Consider the following 19164-nt stretch of genomic DNA (forward strand, 5'->3'; position numbering starts at 1 on the left):
CGGAGAATCATGACGTCCGCTGTGCGTTCCGAGGACATGATCATCGGCATCACTCCTTTCGGCGAACCCGATGCCGGACTCGCCCTGGCGGTCGCCCGGGCCGGCGGGCTCGGCGTCCTCGACCTGGGATCCGGTGACCGAAGATCCCGCGAGGCCCTCTCCCGGCTGCGCCGCGCGTCCCCGGGCGCCTTCGGGGTCCGGGTCGGCGCGCACTGCCGGCTCGCCCCCGCCGACCTGGAACCCGACGGCCCGCACACGGTGATCCTCGGCTCGCAGGCCGCACAGCCCTCGACGGCCGCCAACACCGAAGGCACGCGCTGGCCGATCGCCGACCTCGCGGCGCGCCACCGCGTGCTGGTCGAGGTCACCGACCTGGCAGGCGCGCGGGCCGCGTTACACGCCGGGGCGCACGGCCTGATCGCCCGCGGCGCCGAGTGCGGCGGCCGGATCGGCGAACTGAGCACCTTCGTCCTGCTCCAGCAGCTCCTCACCGCCCCCGAGGTGACCTCTCCGGTGTGGGCGTGCGGCGGAATCGGCCCGCGCACGGCCGCCGCCGCGGTGGCCGGCGGTGCGACCGGCGTCGTCCTGGACAGCCAGCTCGCGCTGCTCGCCGAGTCGGCGCTGCCCGAACCCGTCGCCGCGGCGCTGCGCACCCTGGACGGCTCGGAGACCGTCGTCCTCGCCGGACACCGTGTCCTGCGACGGCGCGGCCCGGACGCCCCGCGGCTCGCGGAGGGCGCGGGACCGCGGGCGGTGGCGGCGCTGCTGGGCGCGCGGGATCTGGGCGCCCAGCTGCTCCCGGTGGGCCAGGACGGTTTCCTCGCCGCCCGGTTCGCCGAGCGCTGGGGTGACGTACGGCGGACCGTGCGGGCAGTGCGGGACGCGGTTCTGGACGCGGTGCGCGACGACACGGCCGTACGGGCGCTGCGGGCCGGGTCGCCGATGAGCCGGGCGCTCGGGACGCGGCTGCCCGTCGCACAGGGGCCGATGACCCGGGTGAGCGACGGGGCCGCGTTCGCCGCGGCGGTGGCGGCCGACGGGGCGCTGCCCTTCCTCGCCCTGGCCCTGGCGGACGGTGCGCGGACACGGGACATGCTCGCCGAGACCCGGGACGCGGTGGCCGGCCGGCCCTGGGGTGTGGGGGTGCTCGGCTTCGCGCCGGAGGATGTGCGCACCGCACAGCTGGAGGCCGTACGGGAGCTGCGGCCGACGCACGCGATCATCGCGGGCGGACGGCCGTCCCAGGCGCAGGCGCTGGAGCGGGACGGCATCCGGACCTTCCTGCACGTGCCGTCGCCGGGGCTGCTGCGGCAGTTCCTTCAGGCCGGGGCGCGCCGCTTCGTGTTCGAGGGCTCGGAGTGCGGAGGGCACGTCGGACCGCGCGGCAGTTTTCCGCTCTGGGAGGCCCAACTGGCGGTCCTGGAGGACTTCTTCGCGCTGCACGAGGCCGACGGTCTCGAGGTGTTCTTCGCGGGCGGGGTCCACGACGAGCGGTCGGCGGCGATGGTAGCCGCGCTCGCCGCGCCGCTGACCGCGCGCGGAGCGTCCGTGGGCGTGCTGATGGGCACCGCGTATCTGTTCACGGAGGAGGCGGTGGCGCACGGCGCGATCCGGCCGCTGTTCCAGCGGCAGGTCATGGCCGCCGAGCGCACCACGCTCCTGGAGTCGGCGCCGGGTCACGCCACCCGCTGTGTGCCGAGCCCGTTCGCCGCCGGCTACCGCGACCAGGAGTCCCGGCTGCGTGGCGAGGGGGCGGGCGACCGGCAGATCTGGGAGGCGCTGGAGCGGCTCAACGTCGGCCGGCTGCGCATCGCGAGCAAGGGACTGACCCGGGACGCCGACGGCTCCCTCACCCCCGTCGACGAGCGACGCCAGCTCGCCGAGGGGATGTTCATGGCCGGGGAGGTGGCCGTGCTGCGCTCGGCGACCACCACGGTCGCGGCGCTGCACGAGTCCGTGACGACCGGCGCGGCCCAGCATCTCGTGCTGCGTGCCGCGGAGTTGGCAGACCGGGACCGGGTGCGGGAGCCGGCCGCACCGGTCCCGCTGGACATCGCCGTCGTCGGCATGGCGTGCATGTTCCCGCAGGCGCCCGACCTGCCCACCTTCTGGGCGAACGTGGTCGGGGGCGTGGACGCGGTCGGCGAGGTGCCGGCCGACCGCTGGGACCCGGCCGTCCACCACGGCCGGTCGACCCCCTCGAAGTGGGGCGGCTTCCTGCCCCGCATCCCCTTCGACCCGTTGCGGTACGGCATCCCGCCCACCTCCCTCGGCAACGTCGAGCCGGTGCAGCTGCTGTCCCTGGAGGCGGCCCGGCGCGCCCTGGAGGACGCCGGATACGGCGAGGGGCAGCGGGAGTTCGACCGCTCCCGGACCTCGGTCGTGTTCGGCGCGGAAGCGGGCAGCGACCTGTCGAACGCGGCCACGCTGAGGGCGGTGCTGCCCTCCTACTACGGCGAGGTCCCGGCGGGCCTGGACGAGCAGCTCCCCCAGCTCACCGAGGACTCCTTCCCCGGCATGCTCGCCAATGTCATCTCCGGGCGGATCGCCAACCGGCTCGACCTCGGCGGCGCCAACTACACCGTCGACGCCGCCTGCGCCTCCTCGCTGGCCGCGGTGGACGTCGCCTGCAAGGAACTCGTCGGCGGCACCTCCGACGTGGTGCTGTGCGGCGGCGCCGACCTGCACAACGGCATCAACGACTACGTCCTCTTCTCCTCCGTGCACGCGCTGTCCCCGACCGGCCGCTCCCGCGCGTTCGACGGTTCGGCGGACGGCATCGCCCTCGGCGAGGGGGTGGCCTGCGTCGTGCTCAAACGCCTCGCGGACGCCGAACGCGACGGCGACCGGATCTACGGCGTCGTCAAGGGTCTCGGCTCCTCCAGCGACGGCCGTTCCCTGGGACTCACCGCGCCCAGGCCCGAGGGTCAGCGTTCGGCCCTGGAACGCGCCTACCGCAACGCGGGCGTCTCGCCGGCCGACGTCGGGCTCGTCGAGGCGCACGGCACCGGGACGGTGGTCGGCGACCGCACCGAACTGCGCGTCCTGAGCGAGGTGTTCGGCGAGGCAGGGGCGAAACCGGGCGGTTGCGCGATCGGCTCGGTGAAGTCGCAGATCGGACACACCAAGTGCGCCGCCGGACTCGCCGGCCTGATCAAGACGGTGCTGGCCCTGCACACGGGTGTCAGGCCGCCGACGCTGCACGTCGAGGCACCCAACGCGGCCTGGGAGGCCGGGGAGAGTCCCTTCGCCTTCCATACGCGGGCACGGCCCTGGGCGGCGCCCCCTGAGGAACGCGTCGCCGGAGTCAGCGCGTTCGGCTTCGGCGGCACCAACTTCCATGTCGTGCTGAGTGCTTACGCCGACGGCGTGCCGCCCGTGCGGGGACTGGACGCCTGGCCTGCCGAACTGTTCGTCTTCCGTGGGCGCGACGCGGCCGCGGCCCGCCGTGCGGTGGACGAACTCCTCGAGGCCGCCGAGGCGGAGGGCCGGCCGTGGCGCCTGCGGGACCTGGCGCTCGGCGCCGCGCGCCGGTCGGACGCGAGCGGCGACCCCGCACAGGTCGCGGTCGTGGCGACGGACGTGGACGACCTGGTCGAAAAGCTGCGGCGGGTGTCGGCCGATCCGGCCGGACACGACCCGGCGCGGGGGATCCACCGGGCCCCGCAGGACGACCCCGGTGACGGCAAGGTCGCCTTCCTCTTTCCCGGCCAGGGCAGCCAGCGCACCGGCATGCTCGCCGACCTGTTCGTCACCTTCCCCGAGCTGCGGCCCTACCTGGAGCTCGGCCGCGCCCACGCCGACACCCTGTACCCGCCGGCCGCCTTCGACGACGCCGTACGCGACCGGCAGCAGGATGCGCTGACCGACACCCGGGTGGCGCAGCCGGTCCTCGGCGTCGCCGGGCTCGCCGCGCACGCCGTGCTCGGCGCGGCCGGGGTACGGCCGGACATGGCCGCCGGACACAGCTACGGCGAGCTGGTCGCCCTCTGCGCGGCCGGCGCCCTGGGCCCCGAGACCCTGCTGGAACTGAGCGCGGAACGGGCGACGGCGATCCTCGAAGCGGCTGGGGTCACGGGGGCCGACGGGACGACCGGACCCACCCCGTCCGCGGCATCCGCCGGAGGTGATCCCGGCGCCATGGCCGCTGTCGCCGCCGGTGCCGAGGACGTGGCGCGGGCACTCTCGGCGGCGCAGGCGCCCAACTCCGTGGTCGTCGCCAATCGCAACTCGCCCCAGCAGACGGTGATCTCGGGTCCCACGGACGCCGTCACCGAGACCGTACGGCTGCTGCGCGAGGCCGGGTTCGGGGCCAAGCGGATCCCCGTGGCCTGCGCCTTCCACAGCCCGCTGGTCGCCGGTGCCGCCGACCGGTTCGCCGGGGCGCTCGCGGTCCGGCCGGTGCACGCCCCCGAGTTCCCGGTGTGGTCCAACCGCACCGCCGCACCGTACCCCGCCGACCCGGACGCGGTACGGGCCCAGCTCGCCGCCCAGATCGGCGCCCCGGTCGCCTTCGTCGAGCAGATCGAGGCGATGTACGAGGCGGGCGCGCGCGTCTTCGTCGAAGCCGGTCCCGGGTCGGTGCTGACCCGACTGGTCGGGCAGATCCTCGGCGACCGTCCGCACCACGCGGTGGCCTGCGAGCCCCGCCCCGACGGCGGTCTGCGCGACTGGCTCGACGCCCTGGCCCGGCTCGCCGTCGCGGGTCTGCCGGTACGCGCCGGGTGGCTGCTGCGCGGCCGCGACGCGGTCGACGCGGTACGGACCCCCGCGCCGAAGCGGCCCGGCTGGACGGTCGACGGACAGTTGGTCCGCACCGCCTCCGGCGCCCTCCTGCCGGGCGCGCTCGCACCGGCCCGACGAGTCGTGGCACCCATCGAGAGGACTGAGGCGACTGTGACGACCAACCCCCCGCACGGCGTCCCGTCCGACCGGGACGCGCTCATCTCCGAGTTCCTGCGCACCAGCCGGGAGATGGTCGCCGCCCAACGGGACGTGCTGCTCACCTACCTGGGAGCCGCCCCGGGCGCGCAGCCCGTCCCGCCCGTGGCGGCCGCACCGCCGTTGATCCAGGCGGTGGCCGAACTCACCACCGTGCGAACGACGGTGGTGCCGGCGACGTCCGAACCGGCTCCGGAGTCCGCTCCGCCCCGTGCCGCCGGGCCCACGGACGTCCAGCAGGTCGTGCTGGAGATCATCAGCGAGCGCACCGGCTACCCCGTCGACATGATCGAGCCCGACCTCGACCTCGAGGCGGACCTCAGCATCGACTCCATCAAGCGGGCCGAGATCGCGGGCGAGTTGGCCAGGCGTCTGGGCGCCGGGGCCGGTGCGGATCTCACCTCGATGGACGACGACGAGCTGGAGGAGCTGGCGAAGGCGCGTACGGCCGCCGCGGTGACCGACTGGCTCACCGCCAGGCTGACCGGACCGGCCGCACCCGACCCCACTCCCGCAGCCGCACCCGCTCCCCCGGTCCCGCCGACCGTCGCGGCCGCGGCGGCCTCGGAGTCCGCAGCGCCCGCGGAGGTGACGTCGGAGGTGACCGGCGAGCCGCCCAGGAGGCATGTACTGCGACCGGTCCTCCTCGACGGCGGGACCGACGACCGGGCCGGCGACGGCAGCGGCGACGATGCCTATGCCGCCGCCCTCCCCGCCGCGCTGTCCGGCACCCGCTGGATCCTTCTGGGCGAGGCACCCGAAGTGGCCGCCCGGCTGCTGTCCCACGGTGCCGACGTCGACGTACGGGCCCGGGACCACGTCCTGTCGGAGGCGGACGGGCCGGTGGACGGGGTGCTGTATCTCGGAGCCCTCTCGGGCGCCGACGACAGCCCCGTGCTGCCGGACGCGTTCCCCGTTCTGAAGGCCGCCCTCGCGCGCGGCCCGCGCAGGCTGCTGGCCGTCCGCCGCGCCGACGGCGAGACACCCGACCCCCGGACCGCGGGGCTGCGCGGCCTGTTCCGGACCGTGGCGCGCGAGTATCCGGAGACCGTGGCCCGGGTCGTCGACCTCGCCGACGTCTCGCCGTCCGCCGTGGCGGACGCCGTGGTCGCGGAGGCCGTCGCGCCGGACCGCGCTCCGGTCGTGCTGCGGACGGCGGCCGGCCGGCACGGTTTCGAGCTGGTGGAGGCGCCGCTCGGCGCGCTCGGCAGCACGGGCGCCGGACCGGCCGGGGACGGGGCCGCCGAGGCCGCCGCACTGGGACTGGAACGGGATTCGGTGGTGCTGCTCGTGGGCGGGGCGCGGGGCATCACCGCGCAGTTCGCCGCCACGCTCGCCGGTGCCGCCCGCTGCCGGCTGGAGCTGCTCGGCCGTACTCCCGCGCCGGACGGTCCCGAAGACGCCGACACCGCGGCCGCCCGCACCCCTGCCGAGCTGCGTGCCGCACTCGCCGCCCGCGGCGCCACGAAGCCGACGGAGATCAACCGCGCCGCCGAACTCCTGCTGGCCCAGCGGGAGATCACCGCCACCCTGAGCGAACTCGCGGCACTCGGCAGCCCGGCCCGTTACCGCTCCGTCGACTTCCGGGAGCCCGGTGCGGTGCTTCAGGCGGTGAAGGAGATCCACGCCGAACACGGCCGGCTGGACGGTGTGGTGCACGCGGCCGGCGTGATCGAGGACCGGCTCGTCGCCGAGAAGAGCGCCGAGTCGTTCCAGCGGGTCTACGCCACCAAGGCCACCGGCGCGGACGCCCTGCTCACCGCGTTGGAGGAACTGCCCGCCGCCCCCGCGTTCACCGTGCTGTTCGGCTCGATCTCGGCCGTGCTGGGGAACCGGGGCCAGGCGGACTACGCGGCCGCCAACGACGCCCTGGAGACTCTCGGCGCGGCCTTCGCCGCCCGTACCGGGCACCGTGCGGTGACCGTGCACTGGGGTCCGTGGGCGCCCACGGCGGGGCATGCGGGCATGGTGGGTGCGGAGCTGGCCCGTGAGTACGCCCGGCGCGGCATCCGGCTGATCGATCCCGAGGAGGGGACCGCGGCGCTGCTGCGGGAGCTCGCCTGGGGCGAGGAGTCGGCCACCGCCGTCGTCTACACCGCTTCGGGCTGGTGACGGGCGCGGTGACGTCACCCCGATCGGTCGCCGAACGGTCGTCGGTGACCACCGGTCAGGTGCCGGTCGCCATCGTCGGCATGGCGGTGCTGCTGCCGGGCGCCGCGGACCTGGACGCGTACTGGCGCAACCTGCGGGACGGCGTGGACGCGATCGGCGACGTGCCGGAGGGGCGCTGGGACGCCTCGTACTACCGTCCCGGCACGGCGTCCGACCCGGCCGTCGCGGACCGGGTGTACGCGCGGCGGGGCGGGTTCGTGGACGGGCTGGCGGAGGTGGAGGTCACCCGGTTCGGGATCACGCCCCACTCGGTGGCCGGGACCGAGCCGGACCAGCTGATCGCGCTGCATGTGGCCTCGGCCGCGCTCGACGACGCGGGCGGCCCGGACCGGCTCCCCGACCGGGGGCGGGTCGGCGTCGTCCTCGGCCGGGGCGGCTACCTGACCCCCGGTCTGGTCCGGCTCGACCAGCGGGTCCGGACGGCCGGCCAACTCGTCCGCACACTCGGGGAGTTGCTGCCCGACCTGACGTCCGACCAACTCGGGCGGGTGCGGGCGGCGTTCACCGAGCGGCTCGGCCCGGACAGTCCCGAGTCGGCGATCGGACTGGTGCCCAATCTCGCCGCCTCCCGGATCGCCAACCGGCTCGACCTGCGCGGTCCCGCGTACACCGTGGACGCGGCCTGCGCGTCCTCGCTGGTCGCCGTGGACCAGGCGGTGGGCGCACTCGCCTCCGGCCGCTGCGACCTGATGCTCGCGGGAGGCGTCCACCACTGCCACGACATCACGCTGTGGAGCGTCTTCTCCCAGCTCCGCGCCCTCTCCCCCAGCCAGCGCATCCGCCCCTTCCACCGGGAAGCCGACGGCATCCTGATCGGTGAGGGGACGGGCGTGGTCGTCCTCAAACGGCTGGCCGACGCCGAACGGGACGGCGACCGGGTCTACGCCGTGATCCGGGGCACGGGGGTGGCCAGCGACGGCCGGGCGGCCGGGCTGGTCAACCCCGACCCGGGCGGTCAGGCGCAGGCCGTGCGGCAGGCGTGGCGGGCCGCCGGGCTGGACCCGGCCGAGCCCGGCTCCCTGGGCCTGCTGGAGGCGCACGGCACCGCGACCCCGGCGGGCGACGGAGCCGAACTGGCCACTCTCGCCGAGGTGTTCGGACCCGGCGACGGCGAGGCCGAGGCCGTACTGGGGTCGGTCAAGTCGATGATCGGCCACACCATGCCCGCCGCCGGGGTCGCAGGCCTGGTCAAGGCCGCGCTCGCCGTCCACCACGGCACGCTGCTCCCGACGCTGCACTGCGACGACCCGCACCCCGCCCTGGCCCGCACCCGGTTCCGCACCCTGGAGAAGGCTGCCGACTGGGAGACCACCGCACGGCAGCCGGTGCGCCGGGCCGCCGTCAACGCGTTCGGGTTCGGCGGGATCAACGCGCACGTGGTGCTGGAGGAGGCCCCGGGGGCACACGGATCACGCGCCACGGTGCCGTCCCGTCCGGTCCTGTCGGTCTCCGAACCCGAGCGCGTCCTGCTGCTCGCCGCCGACTCCCCCGCGACTCTCGCCGCGCTCCTGGACGCCGACGACGACACCGTACGGGCCGCCGGGCTCGCCCCCTCCCGGCCGCACCCGGACGCGGGACCGGCCCGCCTCGGCATCGTCGACCCGACCGCGAGGCGGCTCGCTCTGGCCCGCCGCACGGTCGCCGGGCAGCGTGCCTGGCACGGCCGCAGTGACGTCTGGTTCCGGCCGAGCCCCCTGCTGGGCGCCGACCGGGGCGGGTCGGCCTTCCTGTTCCCCGGTCTGGAGGGCGACTTCACCCCGCAGGTCGACGACGTGGCCGCCCACTTCGGTCTGCCCGCGCCTTCCGTCGCCGGGGACCGGACCAAAGACGTGGGCCGCCACGGTTTCAGCGTCGTCGCCGTCAGCCGGCTCCTCGACGCCGCGCTGCGCCGCAGCGGCATCGTGCCGGACGCGGTCGCCGGGCACAGCGTGGGCGAGTGGACGGCGATGGCGACGGCCGGACTGTACGCCGGGGACGAGGTCGACGCGTTCATGGCGAACTTCGACCCGGACTCGGTGTCGGTTCCCGGGCTGGCCTTCGGTGCGATCGGCGCGTCCGCCGAACGCGTGCTGGCCGCCCTGCGCGACGAGGGCGGGACCGCGGCGGGCCTGGTGCTCTCCCACGACAACGCGCCCGGCCAGTCGATGGTGTGCGGCCCGGAACCGGCGGTGGAGGAGTTCGTGCGGACCTTCCGCGCGCGCGGAGTGCTCAGCCAGGTGCTGCCGTTCCGGTCGGGCTTCCACACGCCCATGCTGGAACCGCATCTCGGCCCGATCAGGGAGGCCGCCGACGGTTTCCGGCTGCATCCGCCGCACACCCCGGTCTGGTCGGGGACGACCGCCGCGCCCTTCCCCGAGGACGAGGCGGGCATACGGTCCCTGTTCGTCCGCCATCTGCTGGAACCCGTCCGCTTCCGGCAGTTGACCGAGGCGCTGTACGCGGCCGGGCACCGGGTGTTCGTCCAGGTCGGCCCGGGTCAGCTCGGCTCCCTCGTCGCGGACACCCTGGGCGGCCGGGACCACCTGGTCGTCGCCGCCAACTCGCCCCACCGCACCGGCCTCGCCCAGCTCCGCCGGGTGGCGACCGCGCTGTGGACGGCGGGGGCGGCGGTGGCACCGTCACCGGCCCCCGTCGCGGCGGCGCGGACGCGACGACCGCCGGTGCGGCTGGATCTGGGCGGCGCCCTGGTGTCCCTCGCGCCGCGGCGGCTCGCCGAACTGCGTGCCGAGGTGCGCTCCCCCGCCCGGGCGGCCGGGTCCGTCGGTCCGTCGCCGTTGGACGCCCTCGTCGGGGATTCGCCGATGGCCGCCGAACTGTCCGCCCTGCTCCGCGAGACGGCGGACACGGCGGCCGCCCTGATGACCGCGAGGGCCACGGCTCCCGAGGCCGCGGCGCGGGTCGGCCCGTGGCAGACCAGCGTCCACGTCTCCCCCGACACCATGCCCTACCTGCTGGACCACTGCTTCTTCCCCCAGCGGCCCGGCTGGCCCGAGGTCGCCGACCGGTGGCCGGTCGTCCCGGCGACGACGATCGTGCAGCACATCGTGGACGCCGCGCAGCAGGCCGCCCCCGGCAGAGTGCCGGTCGCCGTGCACGGGGCGCGGTTCGAGGAGTGGCTCACCGCCACGCCCGCCGCCGACGTGCCGGTGACCGTGACGCCCGAAGGCCCGGACCGGCTCGCCGTCTCCTTCGGGCCCCGGGCCCGCGCGACGGTCGAGACGGCCGCCGCCCACGCCTTCCCGCCCCCCTCCCCGTGGACCGTGGACCCCGGCGCCGAGCGCGTCCCGGACCACACCGGCGCCCAGCTCTACGACGAACGCTGGATGTTCCACGGCCCGGCGTTCCAGGGTGTCACCGAACTCACCGCGATCGGCGACCGCCACGTACGCGGAGTGATCACCACCCCGCCCGCACCCGGCGCGCTGCTGGACAACGTCGGCCAGATCCTGGGCTACTGGATCATGGCGACCCGTACGGAGCGGACCGTCGTGTTCCCGGTCGGGATGCGGGAGATGCGCTTCTACGGGCCGCATCCGGCGCCGGGGAGCGAGGTGCGGTGCCTGGTGCGGATCACCGCGCTCACCGACGCGTTCCTGGAGGCCGACGTGCAGCTGACGGCCGGGGGCGGGGTGTGGGCGGAGCTGTACGGCTGGCAGGACCGCCGCTTCGACAACGACCCGAAGACCCGGCCCGTCGAACGTTTCCCGGAACATCACACCCTTTCCGAGACCCGGCCCGGCGGCTGGCAGCTGCTGCACGAGCGGTGGCCGGACCTGGCGTCCCGCGAGCTGATCATGCGCAACTCCCTGGGCGGCGTGGAGCGTTCGCGGTACGCGGAGCACGCGCCGCGCGGACGCAGGCAGTGGCTGCTGGGCCGGATCGCGGTCAAGGACGCGGTACGGCGGTGGCTATGGGACCAGGGCGAGGGCCCGGTCTTCCCGGCGGAGCTGCGGGTGTGCAACGACGAGGCGGGCCGGCCCTACGTCACGGGCGTGCACGGCCGCGTCCTGCCCCCGCTGGACGTCTCGCTGGCGCACTGCGCGGAGGCGGGCGTGGCGATCGTCCGGCCGCACACCCCGGGCCCCGGCCCGGGGATCGACATCGAGGAGGTCACCGACCGCACCCCGCAGACCCTCGCCGCCGCCCTCACCGAGGCCGAACTACGGCTGCTGCGCCGCCTGTCGGCCGGGACCGGTGGCTCCGAGGCCCTGTGGTTCGCCCGCTTCTGGGCGGCGAAGGAGGCCGTCGCCAAGGCGGAGGGCACCGGCTTCGGCGGCAGGCCGAGGGACTTCACGGTGCTCGACGCGACCCCGGCCGGCGACCGGCTGACCGTCACGGGCCGCCTGGAACGCGCCTACCCCGTGCACTGCGCACCGGCCGCCAACCCGCCCCGGCTGCCGGACCGTTCGTACGTAGTGGCCTGGACGACGGGACACCCGACCGCAGAGGAGTACGACGCCCGATGACACCCCCCACCCCCCGCACCCCCGCCACCGCCCCGGTCGGCGCCGACGAGAAGTCCGTCCTGGCCGATCTCACCGGCATGCTCGCGCGGCTCCTTCAGGACGAGTACGGCCTCGACGACTTCGAGGTCGACATGCAGACCACCTTCAACCGGGACCTGGAGCTGGAGAGCATCGACCTGGTCACCCTGGCCGGTCTGCTCCAGGAGCGGTACGGCGACCGGATCAACTTCGCCGAGTTCCTGGCCGGCATGGAGTTCGACGAGATCATCGAGCTGACCGTCGGACGGCTCGTCGAGTACGTCGTGACGAGTCTGAAGGCGGCGGAGGCGAGCTGAGCCATGGCGATGGTCGACACCGGCGCGGTCCGGTTGCACGTACAGCGGCTCGGCCCCCGGCAGGGGCGGCCGGCCACCACCACCGTGGTGCTGGTGCACGGTCTGCTCACGGACAGCCTGGCCAGCTACTACTTCACCGTCGCCCCGGCGTTCGCGGCCGCGGGCCTCGACGTCGTCATGTACGACCTGCGCGGCCACGGTCGCAGCGAGCGGCCCGCCCGGGGCTACACGCTGGACGACAACGTCGACGACCTGGCCGCGCTGCTGGACCGGCTGGCGGTGACCGGCCCCGTGCACCTGGTCGGCAACTCCTACGGAGGCACCATCGCGTTCGGCTACGCGGCCCGTCACCCCGGGCGGGCGGCGAGCGTCAGCCTGATCGAGTCCGAACCGGCCACCGCGGCCTGGGCGGTGAAGCTCGGCGGGATCCTGGACCGGGTCGTGAACCAGCTCGCCCACAACGAGTCCGACGCCATCGCCTGGATCACCGCCAACCGCAGCCACAACACCGCCCGGCTGGCCAGGGGCGCGGCCCGGCTGGCCCGGGAGACCACCCTCGGACGGGACATCCCGGCCAGCCGGGTCCTGACGGACGAGCAGATATCGGCGGTGCGCTGCCCCGTGCTCGGTCTGTACGGCGCCGACTCGGATCTCGCCGAACTCGCGCCCTGGCTGCGGGCGGTGCTGCCGGACTGCCGGACCGTGGTGATCCCGGGGCACGAGCACTCGGTCCTGGTGGAAGCCTCGGGGACGGTCGGCGGGCACATACTCTCGCTCGTCGACGGGGCCGGGCGGGTGGCGGCGGAGGCGGCCGGGTGAGCCGGTTCCTGTTCGTCGTACCGCCGTTGGTCGGTCACCTCAACCCGGCCGTCGGCGTCGCCGCCGAACTCACCGCGCGGGGGCACCGGGTGGCGTGGGCCTGCGCCGATCCGGAGCTGGTGGTCCGGCTGGCGGGTCCCGGGGCCGGAGCGGTCTTCGCCTGCGGCGGGGCACCGCGGGGCGAGCGGCCCGCCGACCTGCGGGGTCCCGAGGCGCTGAAGTTCCTGTGGGAGTGGTACCTGCTGCCGCTCGCGGAGGCGATGGCGCCGGGTGTGCGGGCGGCCGTCGAGGCGTTCCGGCCGGACGTCGTCGTCGCCGACCAGCAGGCCTTCGCCGGCGCGCTGGTCGCGGAGCGGCTGGGTCTGCCATGGGCCACCTCGGCGACCACCTCGGCCGAGTTCACGGATCCCCTCGCCGGGCTGCCCAAGGTCGGGGAGTGGCTGGACCGGCGGCTGGCCGGCCTGCGGGCCTCGATCGGGGCTCCGGCGGGCTGCGCCGACCCCCGCTTCTCGCCGCATCTCGTCCTGGCCTTCAGCACACCGGAGTTGGCGGGTGACACGCACCGGGGTGTCCGCTGGGTCGGCCCTTCGATCACGGCCCGCCCCTCCGTCGCCGGATTCCCCTGGGAGTGGCTCGACGGCGGCCGCGCCACCGTGCTGGTCACGCTCGGCACCGCCAACACCGACGTCGGCGGGCGGTTCCTCGACGTGTGCCGGAGCGCGCTGCGGGAGCGGGCCGACCGGGTGCAGGGCGTGATCGTCGATCCGGGCGGCACGCTGGAGACCCGGAGTGAAGACAAGGACGTACTGGTTCTGCCGCACGTGCCTCAACTCGCCCTGCTGGAGAAGCTGGAGAGGGGAGCCGGCGCGGTGGTCTGCCATGCCGGGCACAACACCGTGTGCGAGGCCCTGTGGCACGGCGTTCCTCTCGTCGTGGCGCCGATCCGCGACGACCAGCCGGTCGTGGCCGGGCAGGTCGCGGACGCGGGGGCCGGGGTGCGGGTGCGGTTCAGCCGGGTCACCGCGCGGCAGCTGGGCGCCGCGATCGACTCCGCCCTGGACGAACCCGGACACCGCGCCGCGGCCGACCGGATCCGTACGGCGTTCCGCGCCGCGGGCGGTCCCGCCGCCGCCGCGACCCATCTCGAGGAACTGGCCAGGGAGTTCACATGAGCGAAGAGACCAAGCCCACCGCCGAGCGGATCGCCGAGCTGCGTCCCGCCTACCGGGCGGACATCGCGGCCGGCCCGGCCCGCTTCTTCGAGCCCCGGCGCACCACCTGCCCGTGGTGCGGCTCGGCAACGCTGACCACCCGGCTGCGCACCTCCGATCTGCTCCAGCACAAGCCGGGCCGCTTCGTCCTGGACCGCTGCGGGGGCTGCGGGCACACCTTCCAGAACCCGCGGCTGAGCGCCGAGGGCCTGGAGTTCTACTACCGGGACTTCTATGACGGGCTGGGCGAGAAGAAGCTCGGGGACACCTTCGGGGGCCGTACGAAGATGTACCGGGGGCGGGCCGAGTCGATGCTGCCGCACGACCCCGGGCCGAAGACCTGGCTGGACGTCGGCACCGGGCACGGTCACTTCTGCGCCGCCGCCCGGGAGGTGCTGCCCGGGACGACGTTCGACGGACTCGACTTCACCGACGGCGTCGAACTCGCCGAGCGGGAAGGCCGGGTGGAGCACGGCTACCGGGGCGGATTCCCGGACCTCGCGCCCGAACTCGCGGCCCGCTACGACGTGGTGAGCATGTTCCACTATCTGGAGCACAGCACCGACCCGGACCGCGAACTGCGCGCCGCGCACGAGACGGTACGGCCCGGTGGCCATCTCCTCATCGAGGTGCCGGATCCCGAGAGCCGCTACGCGCGGCTCCTGGGCCGCTGGTGGCTGCCCTGGCTCCAGCCGCAGCACCTGCACTTCGTACCGGTGGCCAACCTGCGGGAACGGCTCGCGGACCTGGGCTTCACGGTGGTGGCGGAGCAGCACGCCGAACCGCACGACCCGGTCGACCTGCTGGCCGCCGTATGGCTGGCGCTGGACCACGCGGCGCCCCGCGAGGACGCGCCGTGGCTGCCCGAGCCGCCGAACGCGCTGCGCCGCACGCTGCGCGGGGCGCTGCTGGTCGCCGGGATCCCGGCGCTGATCGTGGGCACCCTGCTCGACCGGTTCGCGGTGCGTCCGCTGTCGCACCGGCTGGGGGTGTCCAACGCGTACCGGATCGTGGCCAGGCGGGACTGACGGACGAGTGCGCCCGCGGGTCGCGCCGTGCTAGCTTCGCCCCGTTCTCTTCATCAGGAATCCTGGCGATCGACGGTACGGCTCGACGAACGGAACCCGCATGTCCATCCTGGCCAGACCGGCGGTGGCCGCCCTCGCGGCCAAGACGATGCAGGGCCTCACCCGGCTGGCGAGCCGTCGGACGAGCGGCGCCGGGTCCGCCGCCTCCTGGCAGGCGCGCTTCCCCGAATACCCGCGAGACGTACAGGAGTTGACGGTACCGACCTCCGTCGCCCCGGCTGCGGTCACGGTGTACGCGCCCCCGGCCGGGACGGCGACGCGTCCGCCCGTGCACGTCAACTTCCACGGCGGCGGGTACGTCATGTCGATGCCCGAGGTGGACGACGGCCTCTGCCGCATCCTCGCGGCGCAGGCGGGGGTGGTCGTGATCAACGTGAGGTACGTCGTCGCCCCGCAGCACCCGTTCCCCGCCGCGGCCACCCAGGCCCACGAAGTCGTCCGCTGGGTCGCCGAACACGGCGCGGAGCACGGCTGGGACGGCAGGCGTCTGAGCGTGGGCGGCCAGAGCGCGGGCGGCGGGCTCGCCGCGGCCGTGGCCCGCCAGGCCCTGGAGCAGGGCGGCCCGTCGATCGCGCTCCAGGTGCTGCACTACCCCCCGCTGGACCTGTCCACGAGCGCCAAGGACAAGAAGGCCGCCGTCGCCAGGCCGCTGCTGCGGCCATGGCTCGGCGACATCTTCGACTCGTCCTATGTGCCGGATCCCCGCGAGCGTGCCCACCCGCTCGTGTCGCCCGCGGGCGCCTCGGACACCGCCGACCTCAGGGGCATCGCCCCGGCGCTGGTGATCACCGCGGAGTACGACCTGCTCAGGAACGAGGCCACGCGGTACGCCGAGCGGCTGGACGCGGCCGGCGCCCTCGTGGAGCACCACGACGTCACCGGAGCCGACCACGGCTACGACACCAAGGACGACGAAAAGGCCAGGACGACCTATGCCCTGATGGCACGTCACATCAGGCAGGCCACCAACTCCGATACGCAGCAAGCCTCTTGAGGCGAAGGCGACCGGGACGCCGCGGCCCCCGTGTCCCGGAGGCCGTCGGAGGGACGCGGGCGCCCGCTCCCTCAGCCATTGTCCGAGGCTCGGCCGAAAGCGGCCTCGACGATGTGCTCGGCGATCGCCATGGAGGCCGTGGCGGCCGGCGAGGGCGCGTTGCGGACGGCGGTGACCCGGCCCACCCGGTGGATGCGGAAGTCGTCCAGGAGGGTGCCGTCCCGGTCCAGGGCCTGGGCGCGCACGCCCGCTCCGCCGCGTACGACGTCCTGGACGCCGACGCCGGGGACGTACAGTCCGGCGTCCCTCATGAAGGCCGACGCCGAGAAGGATCCGCGGTACTCCCTGATGCCCGTGCGCCAGTGCCGGGCCGCCATCTTCCAGGTGCCGGGGTAGGCGGCGAGACCCAGCAGGTCCTTCGGGGAGATCCGGGTGCGCGTGTACCCCTCCCGGGCCAGGGCCAGGACCGCGTTGGGGCCGACCTCCACCGAGCCGTCGACGCGAGGCGTGAAGTGGACGCCGAGGAACGGGTAGCGGGGGTCCGGCACCGGATAGATCAGGCCCCGCACCAGGTCCGTCCGCTCCGGCCTGAGCAGCATGTACTCGCCCCGGAACGGGACGATCCGCGGGTCCCGCCGGTCCCGCGCGAGCCCGGCCACGGTGTCGGAGTGCAGGCCCGCGCACAGGATCAGCCGGTCCACGCGCACCTGTTCCCGCGCCGAGGCCACCTCGACGGCGCCGGGCGCCTCGGTGATGCCGGTGACCGCGAAGCCCGTCCGCACCTCTCCGCCCGAGCCGACGACGTCCTCGGCGAAGGCCCGGGCGATCGCCGGGTAGTCGGTGATCGCGGTGCGCGGGGAGTACAGGGCGGCGACGCCGCCGGCGTTCGGCTCGATCTCCCGGATCTCCTCGCGGGTGACCTTCCGCAGGTCGGGCACATGGTTGTTCCTGGCCCGGTCGTAGAGGGCGTTCATCCGGCCGAGCTCGTCCTCGCGGACCGCCACGACCAGTTTGCCGATCTCGCGGTACGGCAGCTCGCGGTCCTGGCAGTACGCTCGCAGCAGAGCCACCCCCCGCACCGTCAGGTCGGCCTTGAGGCTGCCGGGCGTGTAGTAGATGCCGGCGTGTACGACGCCCGAGTTGTGGCCGGTCTGGTGGAGCGAGACCTCCCGCTCCTTCTCGAAGACCACGACCCGGGTGCCGGGCCGGCTCAGGGCGATCTCGCGGGCCGTGGCCAGACCCACGATGCCGCCGCCGACGATGCCGATCGTCTCGTCAGCCATCGGCACCTCCTCTCTCTGTCTCGCTGCTCCTGATCGTCAGCCGCCGAAGTGCCCGGCGACCGTCCTGACGCGCGTGGAGAAACGCAGGACTTCCCCGCCCTGCTCCTTGCGGGCCGTGCCGGAGTCGTGGAACCCGCCGAAGGACACACGGATGGTGAAGCCGTGCGGTGCCAGGTGAAGGTACCGCCGATCCCGGCAGCTCACCCGCCTCGGAGCGCAACGTGCGACTGGACGCCGGAGGCCCCCATCGGCCACACGACGAACTGACGTCGTCCGACCGTGCGCCCGAGTGCTCAGTGGGCGCCCGCCAACTCCCGGTCGGCGTTGCGCGGGGCGGCCGGGCGGGAGCTGCGCAGCGCGGCGACGCCGATGAAGACCATGGACGACAGGCCGGCGACGGCGAACGCGGTGAAGCCCCGGTCGCCGTGGTTCGAGGCGAGCAGTTGGCCGCCCAGCCACGGGCCGAAGACGGCGCCGAAGCGGCCCATGCCGGAGGTCCAGCCGACGGCGGTGGCCCGGTTGTCCGCTTGGGAGCGGATGGAGACGGTCGCGTAGATCATCGTCTGGGCGCTGTTGAGGAAGACGCCGGTGAAGAAGACGACGACCATCGTCACGGTCATCGGCATGTGGACGCTGAGCAGGAACACGCCTGCGGCGGTCAGCGCGAACCAGATCGCGGAGATGCGCGGGGCGCCGAACCGGTCGGCGGCGCGCCCGGCGACCAGCATGCCCACGATGCCGCCGAGGTTGAAGACGACCACGAAGGACAGGGCCGAGCCGAGCTCGTAGCCCTCGGCACGCATCAGGGTGGGCAGCCAGGTGGCGACGCCGTAGACGAGGAGGAGACCACCGAAGGAGGCCAGCCAGTACAGCAGGGTCTGGGTCCACTCACCGCCGCGGAAGAGGTCCTTCAGCGCGTTCCAGCGGTCGGCCGCGCCCTGCTTGCCGGACCTGGCGGCCGGCAGCTCGACGTCGTAGCGGGTGGCCAGCTCGCGGGCCTCGTCGGTGCGGCCCTTGGCGACGAGGAAGCTCAGCGACTCGGGAAGCAGCTTCGCGAGCACCGGGGCGAAGAGCAGCGGGAGCACGCACACCCAGAACGCGGCGCGCCAGCCGACCGGGTCGATGAGCCACTTGGCGACGTAGGCGGAGAGGATGCCGCCCGCGTGGTGGGCGGTCATGAGCAGGCCGATGACGAGGGCGCCGCGGCCGCGCGGGGCGTAGTCGGAGACCATGCTGATCGCGGTGGGCAGCAAGCCACCGAGGCCGACGCCCGCCAGGGTCCGGCCGAGGCCGAAGACCTCGACGCCGCGCGCCGTCGCGCAGACGCCGGAGGCCAGCGAGAAGAGGATCACGCAACCGACCATCAGGTTCTTGCGCCCGACGCGGTCGGCGACGGTGCCCGCGGTGAGCGCGCCGATCAGCATGCCGAAGGTGGCGTAGCTGCCGAGGTCGCCGGCCGTGTCCGGGGTGAGGCCGAAGGTCTTCGTCTCCAGCAGGTGCGGCAGCACCGAGCCGTAGATGAACATGTCGAGGCCGTCGAAGAGCACGGCCAGCCAGCACAGACCGACGACCAGGAGGGCCAGTCTGCTGCCACGGGCGGACAGCGCGGGGGAGGAGGACATCGTTGTTTTCCTCTCGTCCAGGAGGCGTTCCCTGGAGGGGACGAGTGAAGAGGGCCGGCGCGGCTCGTGCGGCTGGCCCGGTGTGCGCAAGACGCTAAGGACCCCGCCCCGGGAGAGTCAACAGTTTTGTCAACAATCTCATCGACAGTCCGTCGGGGCTGTGGAGGGCCGCCGAAAGTGCACCGGAGGGTCCCGGAAGGTCCCCGCTTCCGCGCACTCGGAACAGGCTCGGC

General features: G+C 74.5%; 9 protein-coding genes. 7 read left to right on the forward strand and 2 right to left on the reverse strand.

Annotation, left to right across the window (positions count from 1 at the left end; translation table 11 throughout):
• Positions 1-9 precede the first annotated feature (9 nt).
• The 7 genes from ACIPFH_RS15455 to ACIPFH_RS15485 all read left to right on the forward strand — a co-directional run bounded on the left by ACIPFH_RS15455 (position 10) and on the right by ACIPFH_RS15485 (position 16026).
• Positions 10-7053 carry an SDR family oxidoreductase gene (locus tag ACIPFH_RS15455; RefSeq protein WP_401826672.1) on the forward strand — a complete coding sequence of 2348 codons (7044 nt, stop codon included), beginning with the start codon at positions 10-12 and terminating at the stop codon, positions 7051-7053.
• Between the two features lie 80 nt (positions 7054-7133).
• A complete protein-coding gene (locus ACIPFH_RS15460; protein ID WP_401826904.1) occupies positions 7134-11579 on the forward strand; it encodes a beta-ketoacyl synthase N-terminal-like domain-containing protein in 4446 nt (1481 codons plus the stop codon).
• Positions 11576-11914 (forward strand): acyl carrier protein, encoded by a 339-nt coding sequence (locus ACIPFH_RS15465; protein WP_401826675.1) that lies wholly within the window; start codon positions 11576-11578, stop codon positions 11912-11914. The genes ACIPFH_RS15460 and ACIPFH_RS15465 overlap by 4 nt, the downstream gene beginning before the upstream one ends.
• 3 nt (positions 11915-11917) lie before the next feature.
• On the forward strand, positions 11918-12733 hold the full coding sequence (locus ACIPFH_RS15470; protein ID WP_401826678.1) for an alpha/beta fold hydrolase: 816 nt from the start codon (positions 11918-11920) through the stop codon (positions 12731-12733).
• Positions 12730-13905, forward strand: coding sequence for a glycosyltransferase (locus ACIPFH_RS15475; protein WP_401826681.1), 1176 nt, complete (start codon positions 12730-12732; stop codon positions 13903-13905). The genes ACIPFH_RS15470 and ACIPFH_RS15475 overlap by 4 nt, the downstream gene beginning before the upstream one ends.
• Positions 13902-14972: a class I SAM-dependent methyltransferase gene (locus tag ACIPFH_RS15480; RefSeq protein ID WP_401826683.1), complete on the forward strand. Its 1071-nt coding sequence runs from the start codon at positions 13902-13904 to the stop codon at positions 14970-14972. Before ACIPFH_RS15475 ends, ACIPFH_RS15480 begins: the two co-directional genes overlap by 4 nt.
• A gap of 100 nt (positions 14973-15072) precedes the next feature.
• Positions 15073-16026 (forward strand): alpha/beta hydrolase fold domain-containing protein, encoded by a 954-nt coding sequence (locus tag ACIPFH_RS15485; RefSeq protein WP_401826686.1) that lies wholly within the window; start codon positions 15073-15075, stop codon positions 16024-16026.
• Positions 16027-16097: 71 nt separating this feature from the next.
• Here the strand turns inward: ACIPFH_RS15485 and lhgO are convergent, their stop codons facing one another.
• Both lhgO and ACIPFH_RS15495 read right to left on the reverse strand, forming a co-directional pair.
• On the reverse strand, positions 16098-17309 hold the full coding sequence (lhgO, locus tag ACIPFH_RS15490; protein WP_401826688.1) for an L-2-hydroxyglutarate oxidase: 1212 nt from the start codon (positions 17307-17309) through the stop codon (positions 16098-16100).
• A gap of 293 nt (positions 17310-17602) precedes the next feature.
• A complete protein-coding gene (locus ACIPFH_RS15495; RefSeq protein WP_401826691.1) occupies positions 17603-18931 on the reverse strand; it encodes an MFS transporter in 1329 nt (442 codons plus the stop codon).
• Positions 18932-19164 lie beyond the last annotated feature (233 nt).

This window comes from Streptomyces sp. NPDC088157 (assembly GCF_044741545.1).
Lineage (GTDB): Bacteria > Actinomycetota > Actinomycetes > Streptomycetales > Streptomycetaceae > Streptomyces.